Annotated in this window: 12 protein-coding genes; 9 read left to right on the top strand and 3 right to left on the bottom strand. The window is 31.3% G+C overall.

The features are described 5' to 3' along the window. Positions 1-308: 308 nt before the first annotated feature. The 4 genes from COI44_RS23120 to COI44_RS23105 are packed head-to-tail and all read left to right on the top strand — an operon-like array spanning position 309 to position 2,993. Positions 309-857: an RNA polymerase sigma factor gene (locus COI44_RS23120; RefSeq protein WP_098429987.1), complete on the top strand. Its 549-nt coding sequence runs from the start codon at positions 309-311 to the stop codon at positions 855-857. Continuing rightward, positions 854-1,315: a hypothetical protein gene (locus tag COI44_RS23115; protein ID WP_098429986.1), complete on the top strand. Its 462-nt coding sequence runs from the start codon at positions 854-856 to the stop codon at positions 1,313-1,315. The genes COI44_RS23120 and COI44_RS23115 overlap by 4 nt, the downstream gene beginning before the upstream one ends. A gap of 14 nt (positions 1,316-1,329) precedes the next feature. Beyond that, complete coding sequence (locus tag COI44_RS23110; protein WP_142329301.1) at positions 1,330-1,785, top strand: hypothetical protein; 456 nt, start codon at positions 1,330-1,332, stop codon at positions 1,783-1,785. Next, positions 1,782-2,993, top strand: coding sequence for a DUF4097 family beta strand repeat-containing protein (locus COI44_RS23105; RefSeq protein ID WP_098429984.1), 1,212 nt, complete (start codon positions 1,782-1,784; stop codon positions 2,991-2,993). Before COI44_RS23110 ends, COI44_RS23105 begins: the two co-directional genes overlap by 4 nt. An 84-nt stretch (positions 2,994-3,077) precedes the next feature. Here COI44_RS23105 and COI44_RS23100 read toward each other — a convergent pair whose 3' ends face one another. From COI44_RS23100 to COI44_RS23090, 3 genes are all read right to left on the bottom strand, one after another. Continuing rightward, positions 3,078-3,743 carry a DUF2642 domain-containing protein gene (locus COI44_RS23100; protein WP_098429983.1) on the bottom strand — a complete coding sequence of 222 codons (666 nt, stop codon included), beginning with the start codon at positions 3,741-3,743 and terminating at the stop codon, positions 3,078-3,080. A 28-nt stretch (positions 3,744-3,771) separates the two neighbouring features. Continuing rightward, positions 3,772-5,130, bottom strand: a complete 1,359-nt coding sequence (locus COI44_RS23095) for an arsenic transporter (protein WP_098429982.1) — start codon at positions 5,128-5,130, stop codon at positions 3,772-3,774. A 247-nt stretch (positions 5,131-5,377) separates the two neighbouring features. Beyond that, positions 5,378-5,707: a DUF1904 family protein gene (locus tag COI44_RS23090; RefSeq protein WP_098429981.1), complete on the bottom strand. Its 330-nt coding sequence runs from the start codon at positions 5,705-5,707 to the stop codon at positions 5,378-5,380. 149 nt (positions 5,708-5,856) lie between these two features. Here COI44_RS23090 and COI44_RS23085 point away from each other — a divergent pair, with 149 nt between their 5' ends. The 5 genes from COI44_RS23085 to qoxD all read left to right on the top strand — a co-directional run bounded on the left by COI44_RS23085 (position 5,857) and on the right by qoxD (position 10,936). Beyond that, positions 5,857-6,546: an alpha/beta hydrolase gene (locus COI44_RS23085; protein WP_098429980.1), complete on the top strand. Its 690-nt coding sequence runs from the start codon at positions 5,857-5,859 to the stop codon at positions 6,544-6,546. 680 nt (positions 6,547-7,226) lie between these two features. After that, positions 7,227-8,126, top strand: a complete 900-nt coding sequence (qoxA, locus tag COI44_RS23080) for a cytochrome aa3 quinol oxidase subunit II (RefSeq protein WP_098429979.1) — start codon at positions 7,227-7,229, stop codon at positions 8,124-8,126. Continuing rightward, the gene (gene qoxB / locus COI44_RS23075) at positions 8,126-10,090 is read left to right on the top strand and encodes a cytochrome aa3 quinol oxidase subunit I (RefSeq protein WP_098429978.1); all 1,965 of its coding nucleotides are present in this window, start codon (positions 8,126-8,128) and stop codon (positions 10,088-10,090) included. The genes qoxA and qoxB overlap by 1 nt, the downstream gene beginning before the upstream one ends. After that, positions 10,068-10,658, top strand: a complete 591-nt coding sequence (locus COI44_RS23070) for a cytochrome c oxidase subunit 3 (protein WP_025672298.1) — start codon at positions 10,068-10,070, stop codon at positions 10,656-10,658. The genes qoxB and COI44_RS23070 overlap by 23 nt, the downstream gene beginning before the upstream one ends. Further along, complete coding sequence (qoxD, locus tag COI44_RS23065; RefSeq protein WP_098429977.1) at positions 10,655-10,936, top strand: cytochrome aa3 quinol oxidase subunit IV; 282 nt, start codon at positions 10,655-10,657, stop codon at positions 10,934-10,936. Before COI44_RS23070 ends, qoxD begins: the two co-directional genes overlap by 4 nt. Positions 10,937-11,563 lie beyond the last annotated feature (627 nt).

The raw sequence follows: 11,563 nt of genomic DNA, 5'->3' as shown, positions 1-11,563 counted from the left end.
ATGGAAAGCGAGCATCCTGTAGTGGAAATCAACATCACTCTACTCTTTTACGAAAATTTGGTTATTAATTGAAAAGTTGTTTTTCAACTACGTGAAAGCTTGTTTTTACAAGCTTTTTTTTATTGTTTATTAATTAAACAAGAGAATTACTCACAAACTATTTCTAACTGTAATGGAAAATCAATTATTCTACTTTATTTGAGTAAAATAGATAGTTTTAAAAATATTTTTAAAAAAATTTATTTTTTTTGCAGGGTTTTTAAATTTGTCTTCGTCTAAAGTTATGGAAGAGGAAAAGAGGTGATGCAATGGAGTCGGATGAACAATTAGTAAGGAATATAGTAAAGGGGAATCATCAACTATTTAAGGAATTAATAGTAAGATACCAATCAAAAGTATTTGCAGTAGCATTGAAAGTTTCAAATAACCAAAAGGATGCTGAAGATATTTCTCAAGAAGTCTTTCTCCAATTGTATCGTTCTCTCGAAAACTTTAACGGAGAATCTAGTTTGGCCACATGGATTTATCGAATTACAATGAATAAAGCAATTGATTTTAAAAGAAAACAAGTGAAACAACAGGAAAATGAAACTAATGATTTACTATCTACTTTACCAGAAGAGAATTTATTATCACCTGAAGAAGCTTTAATAAAAACGATTGATAAAGAACTTATTCATTCATATTTAATAGAATTGCCACAGGCATATAGCGATGTATTGAAATTATATTATTTTGAAGAACTTACCTATGGGGAAATAGCTTTGAAATTAAATGTAGCCGTTAAAACCGTAGAATCACGTTTATATCGAGCCAAACGATTAATTAAAGACAAGCATAAAGGAGGGATCATTTGAAACATTTAACTTCTGACCAACTATTATCGTATCAACAAAAGAAGCTTTCAAATAAAGAATCTCTTTTGCTTGAACAGCACTTAAACGAATGTATCTCATGCCAGGCGGAACTTGAACTTTTAAATGAATTAGACATGGAATGGATGAATCCACCTGAATTCCATTTTTCAGATGAGCTAGTGAACGAAATAATGATACAAACTGAATCAATACAGATTACGGAAAAAACGAATGAAGAGAAATCTAAAACGAATTCAAAAAAAGTTCGTTTAATCCATTTAGTATTGGCTGCTGTAGCAACATTTTTATTCTTCCAATTTCAATTAACTGAAAGGATTACAAATTCCAATCGTCACGTTGTACAAACGATAGATCAGACGTCTTCGTTAATTGAAAAAAGTGAAGAAATTAAATTATCAATTCCAATTCCAAAAATTTTGAAAGGAAATAAAAAATAATGGAGGTACAAACTTTGAAAAAACGTAAAAAATTAGTTTATTTATTTTCGATCTTACCTGGTCTTGGCCATTTTTATTTAGGATTAATGAGTCGAGGATTGCAGTTTATGCTGTTATTTTTCGGTACAGTATTTTTAACACATTTAATTTCAAGCTTCGGATTTTTTATACCAGTCATCGTATTTTATAGCTACTTTGATGCACTTCAATATCATAGTAAATATCGTGAGGACATTGAATTAGTAGATGAGCCAATCGTAAATCATCAATTTAAATTTAATAAGTTTTTAATTGGTTGGATATTAATCGGTTTTGGTTGCTTATCTTTATTAGAGAACGCTTCTGATTATATTTCTAGACATTACAACATCTTTATTGACTATAATTTAGTACAAAATTTACTAATCAGTATTGTTTTTGTTGGACTCGGTATTAAATTATTAACTGGAAAGTCGAAAAAAGAAGTATGAGGAATTGGAAGGTTGGCACTATAACAGCGGGAATTATTTTAATCGCAATTGGATTACTATGGTTTCTACAAAATTTTATTTCAATTCCTTATTCAAAGCTTCTAATTAATGCATGGCCAGTTGCTTGTATTTTATTAGGAATTGAAATATTACTTTTCCATTTAATAAGAAAAGAAGACTCACTTCGTTTTCATGGATTTAGTATTTTTTTACTTATCTTAATGATGGGTGTTTCATTAGTATTTAGTATTGGTCACCTGTTTATCAAAGAAATTGGTTATACATTTAAATCAAAAAATATTGAAATAAATGATTCGAAAACGATCACTTCATCTATTAATGAAGTTATTATTAAAGCTAATAATAGTGAAATCAGTGTAAATGGAACTGATTCTAGTGCGGTAAACGTAAATGGTAATATAAGAGTTCCGGATCGTGATAAAAAAGACAGTGAGAAAGTATCTGATTATTATTTCGTAAAAACAGTTGGTGATAAAATGATTATCGAGATTCGTAATGATGACAATCAGATTTTTCAATTTGATAATGATAGATCCCAGTTAAATATTGATTTACCTAAAAGCATTTTAACGAATATAAACGTAAAAAATGGCTCTGTAAATTTATCAAATAAAGACAATAAAACAGTAATAAATTCAAATGATGGTCAAATCAATATTGAGAATATAACTGGAAACTTAGTTGCAAAAACTAGAAATGGTTCGATCAGCTTAACGAATTCAAATTTGAAAAGTGATAGTGAAATTGCAACGAATGACGGAGAAATTACAATCAAAAATATTTCTGGTTATTTAAATTCCACTACAAGAGATGGTAGCATAACGATTGAACATGCAAATATAGAAGGAACAAGTGAAATTACGACATATGATGGAGAAATTAACTTAAGTGATTATAAAGGAAAAATTAACGCAAAAACAAATAATGGTGCAATAAATGTTGAGGATGCGTTATTAAATGGTAATAGTAAAATTTCTTCAGATGATGGTGAAATTCAAATCGACCTTCTAAAAGATAACAATCTAACGATCAATGCGGAAACAAATGATGGTAGTTTTAGTGGTAATATTGGATGGAAAATGAAAAATAAAGATGAAAATCATACAAATAAGGCGATGGTTGGAAGTGGCGAACATCAACTTTATGTAAAAACGAGAAATGGATCCATTTACGTAAATAAAGATTAGAAGATTAAGAGCCCCAAGCATAGCATGGGGCTTTTTAATCAAAAAAAACCTTTAAATACATTTTGTATCAAAGGTTGTATCCAGCTAAGGTAAGTGTACAGATTTTATATGTCCCAGTTTTAGATAAACATTTTGTCCACTCGCAACGGAAAGTTCGATTTGATTATTATCTACTTTATTTAAAAGCCCAATCTTCATTGGATCTGTTCCACCATCAAAAATAACAAGTTTTCCAACTTCTTTTCGAAGCTGAATTTCTAAAGACCTGTGTAAAGGAGTAGTAGGTGGATGTACTGCTAGTGTTTCATTTGTTAAATTATATGGCACCACTCTATGGTTATATGGTGTGATCCATTTTAAATGAGATAAAGAAATATACATTGTATGAAATACAGGTGAGTAAAATACAAGATAATCATTTAATACGTTCATAATATAACCATGAAAAGTTATATTACCAGTTACATAGATTTCTGAAAATATTCCTTTAGCGTTCAGTAAAATTTTCCGATAAGAAATTGTCTCCATTTCCTGTGTAATGGATGGTTCATTAGGGTTATTTATTTTTTCTTTCAAATCATTATTTTGATATACCATATGGATATGCATCCAAGGGATATAATAATATTTTATGCCGTTAAAAAGCACTAAAATATCTTGTCCTAAATCAGTAAGAATTCCTTCAAATACGACATCTCCGGATAATCTTACAGAGACTTGTTCTCCAAGCAATGTCGATACATCACTCACGTAGATCTCCTCCTAAAGGGTAATTAGTTTAATGAGCAAAAAATAGTTGTATCCAATAAAATAATAGAATTAATGAAATAATTGTTGTTAACGGGATCACAATTATTGTCACGCTTAAATAATCTTTCCATTTTACTTTAATTTTATTTTCCTTTAAAATGTGCATCCAAATTAATGATGCTAATGTTCCAATTGGTAATAATAGCGAGCCTATATCACTACCAACTATATTAGCAAGATAGATTGCTTTTAATGTCACTGGATCTAGTCCCATTTCAGTTAGGCTGATTGTACCGATCATTAGGGCAGGATGATTGTTAAATAGATTTGACAATACACTTACTAATCCACCCATTGCCAAGGTGGCATTGAAAAGTCCTTGATTAACGATTGGTTCAATTTCTTTTACAATAAAATCAGTTAGACCTGCATTGTGAAGTCCGTAAATAATTACATACATTGAGAATGCAAATAAAAGAATTTGCCATGGTGTCTTTTTTAAGATATCTACAGGGTTTGTTCTTAAATGGTACCATCTCCATATAAGCAAAATGAGAGAACCAAGTACTGCAACAATTTCGATTGGAATTGAAATAAACGATGCAACAAACAGTAAACATCTCATTACAAATACGAAAGTTAATATTTTAAGCATAAACTTTGTTCTTTTTCTTTTTGTTTCAACAGAGATTTTACTCTTTAAAGGATGAAAATTTTTAATAAAAAAGGATTCTTCAATATCATTTGTTGAAGCGGGTAACACTTCTGGAAATTTACTTTTTAAAACGAAATACATCATAATCGACATAAATAATAAGCCTAACATTGTAGGTACAAACATCATTAAGGGTTGCATATAAAGTGGCATGTGTACGATTTTTAAACCTATTAAATTTACGATATTACTTACGCCTATTGGAGCACTTGAAGCAGTCGCAATTAATGCACCAGATAATAGGTAGGGGATTTGTTGATGTGGTTTTAAGCGTAGATTTTTTAATAAAATTATTAGTATAGGTGTTGTAATTAGGATGCTACCATCATTATTAAAAAGTAACGTCATTAAAAAACATAGTAATTGAATGTACCAATATAATCGATAACTAGAACCTTTGGCCAATGTAACTAATCGAGCAGCTGACCAATGAAAGAACCCGAAGCTTTCTAAAATAACAGCCATAACAATTGTTGCTATAATTGTAATTGAAGCTCCACCGATTTTCGTTATAATGTCATATAAATCGTGTCGACTAACAATTCCAGTTACTAGAATGATTATAGCTCCAATTGAAGCAGGCCATGCTTCATGAATTCCTTTTGGTCTCCAGAATATGACAGCCATTGTCATAATGAAAACAAATGCAGTCATTGCAATTTCAAAATTCATTTTTATTCACCTTTCTCTAATCGGTAGCATTTTTTTGTGTCCTACTTGTCCGATTAATATACTAATATTCAATTTTACTAATCATGTACTTAGTCAGTTGACCATTTTTTTTAGTTTGTATATTTGTCCACATAGTTGAAATGTCCCGAAATGACATCATCCTATAGGTACACATGCCCCAAAAATATGGATTTTCCCAAAAAAAAAGGTCAGCTGCTATGCTGACCTAAATTATTTCGAAATATCATTATGAAAATTTCTTCCCATTTATATAATAACAATCCTCTTGATATGTAATAAAAGCAATTTCAAATTCAGGAATATTCAAAGTGTTAATATGTTTTTCGATTGTAGAAGCGAAACGATCTCTAGTTTCACCTCCACGTTCAAACCACTTGACTTCAATGAATGGAAAGCTTTCTACAATTTTACCATTAAAAATTGAAGTTGAATGGATACAATCAATCGTAAAATTATCAGTTCCACATTCACAAACCACTGCGAGTTCTTCGATTAAGGACTCACTAATTTTGCAAATATCATCAGTTGAAATCCCTTTAATTAATAATTGAGGCATAAATGTCCCACCTTTTTTCTTCTCATTATAACTTAAAAATAAAATAAGTTTAATTTTTTCTAAATAGGGTTTTACTAAGTTTACATTGAATATATTTAATTGGCTTTGTGTAAAAAACAAAGATAAAAAAATGTGAAAAGGTGAAATAGATGAAAACAATCGTTATCTGTCACGGAATGAGCTCTGGGGGCTGGGCATGGAAAGAGGTAAAAATATTATTAGAAAAAGAGGGTCATACAGTATATACACCTACAATGACTGGTTGCGGGGAAAGGTTTCATTTAGCGAATAAAGAAGTAGATTTAAACACTGCAATAAATGATATTGTTAATGTGATTAATTATGAAAATTTACATAATATTGTTCTAATTGGACATAGCTATGGTGGTGCAGTAGCATCAGGAGTAGTTGATCGAATTCCAGAATTAATTGATGAAGTTATCTATTTAGATGCGATGTTATTAAATGATGGTGAGGCAGTTGTTAATTTGTTTCCAGATGAAATAGTAAATTTTCTTCAAGGTTTGATTGATACAAAAGGTGAGGGGTGGAAAGTTCCAGTAGTAGATGAAGATAGATATGATCATCGTCTAACCGACCATCCTCACAAATGTTTTAAAACACCGCTTAGTCTTAAAAATAAGGAATTAAACAATATTAGAACTTCCTATATTAATTGTACAGAAAAAGAACAAAATCCATTATACTATGGAATTTTTCGATCTGTAGAGCGTGCAAAGGAAAGAGGGATGACAATTCATAATTTGAAAGCAGGACATATTCCTAATATTGAAAATCCAACTTTGATTGCACAATTCTTACTGAATATATTGTCTTGATCATTTGGTATTTAGAATATCTCGGTAGATGATAAAAAAACCATTAATTGGTATTGATAATCATTTTCAACTGTGATAATCTAAGATTAATAAAAGAAGTTTAAGAAATAAGCCATTGTTTTTCTTAGTTCTTCGTTTGTATACACATTAAAAAGTAAAATGTGGAATGCGACCATAGAACCCCCAAAAACCCTAAAGAAGAGAAGAACGCGCTAGGACAGTAGTTTTTCTCTTCTCCAAATTAATAACCCTGTTTTTTGACGCAGATTATTCTGCGTTATTTTTTTTGTGTGAAAATACAGATTATTTTGTGAAATCCCATGAAAATTATTATACTAATTTACTAATATGTAAGGTTCCAAATGTGAACAAAAAGTTAATCAAAATCTAATATTTGTCTAAAATGTGAACGTTGTGAATAAGTGAGCAAACGTGTTAAATCATTGATATATATAGGTTTTTTAGAAAATACCATATTTTCAAATATGTCTAAAATGTGAACACTATTTTTTTCCTTCCAAAATGGAAATTAATTGTTTGTTTTTTTAATTAAAGTATCTTACTATAACTGTGGACATTGTTTGTCATTTTAGTGACAATTTATAAAAATACTTATCTAAGAAATAATTCAAAAAAACTATTTTGAACTTTTTACTTACGTTATAGGAAGGAAGAGCGAAATGAAAAAATTTCTAATGGGCATGATGATTATGCTGGTTGCATTAGTAATGGGTGCTTGTGATAAGATTGCAGTTCTTAATCCAAAGGGTCCAGTTGCTAAAACGCAAGCCGATACGATTATCTTCTCGATGTTGATGATGTTAGGAGTTTTACTAGTAGTTTACATTCTTTATATTGTTATTCTATATAAATATCGTGCTAGTAAACTTCCAAAAGATTACGAACCTCCTCATGAAGAGGGAAGTAAAACACTAGAAATTATTTGGACTGTTATCCCAATAATTATTGTTGCAGTTTTATCAGTAGTAACTGTTAAAACAACAAATGCAGTTGAAAGTGTACCAAAAGGTCATGAAAATGATAAACCACTTGTTATTTATGCAAGTTCTTCAAACTGGAAATGGCATTTCTCTTATCCTGAACAAGGAATTGAAACTGTTAACTATGTAAATATTCCAACGAATAGAAATGTAGAATTCAGACTTTATTCATTCGGTCCTATTACAAGTTTTTGGATTCCTCAATTAGGTGGACAAAAATATGCAATGAGTAACATGGTAACAAAATTAAATTTTGTTGCCTCAAATGAAGGTTCTTATATTGGTAAGAACAGTAACTTCAATGGTAAAGGCTTTGCTGGAATGGAATTTGAAGTACTAGCAATGGATACTAAGGATTTTAACGGCTGGGTGAAAGACGTTAAAGAAACAGCTCCTGCTTTAACAGAAACAGAGTTTAATAAATTACTAAAAATTGAGCATTTAGGTAGAAAGACTTATACTTCAACTCATTTAGGATTTAGCCCGGCTCCAGAAGGTAAAAATGCAGGACATCAACATGGTTCTATGAAGGATTCATCTGATCACCATGACATGGATAATATGGAGGGGATGAAATAATGGGTTATAAATGGGATCACTTTTTTGTAACAGGTGAACCAATGATCTATGGCGCAATGGTGAGTATCGTTGTTGTAACACTTGCTATTGTAATTGGTTTAACCAAATTTAAAAAATGGGGTTATTTATGGAAAGAATGGTTAACAACTGTTGACCATAAACGTATCGGTGTAATGTATATTCTGTGTGCATTATTAATGCTATTCCGTGGTGGAGTAGATGCATTACTAATGAGAGCACAGTTAGCAGGACCAGATTTAAAAATATTAGATGCACAACATTATAATGAAATTTTTACAACTCACGGCTTAATTATGATTCTGTTCATGGCGATGCCATTCATTATTGGATTAATGAACATCGTTATTCCTTTACAAATCGGAGCTCGTGACGTAGCATTCCCTTACTTAAATGCAGTTAGTTTTTGGTTATTCTTTGCAGGTGCAATGCTTCTAAACTTAAGCTTTGTTATCGGTGGATCACCTGATGCTGGTTGGACAGCTTACTTCCCACTAGCTAGTAAGCAATTCAGCCCAGGAGTTGGGAATAACTATTATGCAATCTCGCTTCAAATTGCTGGTCTAGGTACATTAATGACTGGTATTAACTTTATCGTTACAATTTTAAAAATGCGTGCTCCAGGCTTAAAATTAATGAAATTGCCAATGTTTACATGGAGTATCTTAATTACAAACGTTATTATCGTATTCGCATTCCCAGTATTAACAGTAGCTTTAGCATTAATGATGTTTGATCGTGAGTTTGGTACTCAATTCTTTACGATGGCACATGGTAATGATATGCTTTGGGCGAACTTATTCTGGATTTGGGGACATCCTGAAGTTTACATCGTTATTCTTCCGGCATTCGGTATATATAGTGAAATTATAGCTACTTTCTCAAGAAAGAATTTATACGGATATAAGAGCATGGTTGTCAGTATGATCGCCATTTCTGCTCTAAGCTTCCTTGTTTGGGTTCACCATTTCTATACAATGGGTCAAGGCTCTGTTGTAAATGGCTTCTTTAGTATTACAACAATGGCAATAAGTATACCAACCGGTGTTAAAATATTTAACTGGCTGTTTACATTAAGAAAAGGTAAGATCGAATTTACCGTTCCAATGATGTACTCACTAGCATTTATCCCGATCTTTACAATCGGTGGGGTTACAGGTGTAATGCTAGCTATGGCAAGTGCTGACTACCAATATCATAATACGATGTTCTTAGTTGCTCACTTCCATTATGTATTAATTCCAGGTACTGTTTTTGCTGTAATCGCAGGATTCTACTATTGGTTCCCTAAAGTATTTGGTTTCAAATTAGATGAAAAAATTGGTAAGATTACGTTCTGGACAATTATCGTTAGCTTTAACGTAACATTCTTCCCATTATTCTTATTAGGATTAAAAGGTATGACTCGCCGTACTTATACTTATAGTGCAGAGTCAGGTTTCGGACCATTAAATATGATTGCTACAATTGGAGCTGTAGGGTTAGCAATCGGATTCATGTTACTTGTATACAATATTTATTACAGTGTACGTTACGCACCAAGAGAAACAACTGGTGATCCATGGAATGCAAGAACATTAGAGTGGGCTACAAGCAGTCCAATTGCTCCTTATAATTTCGCAGTTATTCCAAAAGTTGATTCTTTAGATCCATTCTGGAAAGCTAAAAAAGAAGGTAAATCTTTACATGAAGGCGAGATTACAGATATTCATATGCCAAGTAATAGTGGTATACCATTCATATTAGGTGCAGCATTTATGGCATTTGGTTTCTTCTTAATATTTGAATGGTGGGTTCCAATGATTGTATTTGCGGTCCCTGTCGCACTATGCTTAATTGCACGTTCTTTCCAACGAGATCATGGCTACCATATTCATAAAGAAGAAATTATTGAAACAGAGAAAAAATTACGAGGTGATCACTATGAGCAGCAGGCCTCTGTATAGTCTAGGTGAAGAAAGTTCTAATAAGATTTTAGGCTTCTGGATATTTTTAGGAGCTGAGATTGCCTTATTCGGAACATTGTTCGCAGTTTACTTCACTTTAGCGAATAACACTGGTTCAGCACCTACTCAAAAAGAATTATTTGAGATGAAAGGTGTAATGATAGAAACATTTGCCCTATTAACAAGTAGTTTTACGATTGGTTTAGTCGTGAACGCAATTAAATTAAATCACAAAAAAGCTTTTATAAGCTTCCTAGTTTTAACACTAGCTTTAGGAGCAGTCTTCCTAGGAGTAGAGATTACAGAGTTCTTTACTTATGTTCATGAAGGAGCAACAATCCAAAGTAGTGGAGCATTATCTGCATTATTCGTATTATTAGGTACTCACGGTGCCCACGTATCATTTGGTATGTTATGGGGTATTGCAATCTTAATTCAAGTTTCTCGTGAGGGAATTACAGAAACTACAGCAAACAAAACATTTATTTATTCATTATACTGGCACTTCTTAGACGTAGTATGGATCTTTATCTTTAGTTTTGTTTACGTGAAAGGACTGATTGGATGAGCGCATTATTCCCTAAGCATCAAGTGGTTGGCTTCATCCAATCACTTGTTCTAACAATCATAGCTTTAAGTGTTTACTATTTAAATTTACCATTTAATGTATCATTTATTATTTTAATTGTAACTGCATTATTACAAGGTGGTCTTCAGTTAATTGTTTTCATGCATATGAATGAAAATGAAAACAAAGGCGTATTGTATATCAATTTAGGCTACGCAGTATTTATTGCAGTAGCAATTGTTTTCGGTACTCTTTGGACATTAGTTTGGGGTATGTAATAGTTAAAAGCTCTTCGATATTCGAAGAGCTTTTTAATATGTAGAAAAACAATCTTGTCAATTAATTATCAAATTTTCGTAAAGGAGTAGAGTGATGTTGATTTCCATTNNCTCGCTTTCCATGGGGCGAGATTCTTTAGCCTTCCCGCTTATCCCATAGGAGTCGAGCATCCCTCCATTCCAATCAACTTATTCTTAAAAAATAGACTGTATTAAATCCTAATCAAATAGCCTTTACAGAGAGAAACCTAACAGTTATTTATTAATCAGTTTGTTGGTCAATTAATATCGAACATTAATTAAACTAATCAATTGAATTTGTATTTCTAAAAGTTAGCTCATAATTTTTTAACTTCTGAAAAACATTTCTATGTTATTGTAATCATAAATTGCTCAAACACATTAACATTTAAAACCATTAATTATCATCCAAAAAATGATAATTTCATCATTAAAAATGTTCATTTAATGTCCGTTTTCCCTATTGACCATTTTATATTTCAACACTTTGAAAAGCTCTTTTAAATTCGAAGAGCTTTTTTTTCTTTGTTAAAGGTAGTTTTTTGATTTTCTTACACAACTTAATGCAAGATCGTTTAATTAAGTAAAATAAAAAAGAGGTAAATC

Origin of the sequence: Bacillus sp. AFS088145 (assembly GCF_002564465.1) — a bacterium.
Lineage (GTDB): Bacteria > Bacillota > Bacilli > Bacillales > Bacillaceae_G > Gottfriedia.
This window is presented reverse-complemented; position numbering and strand designations above follow the sequence as displayed.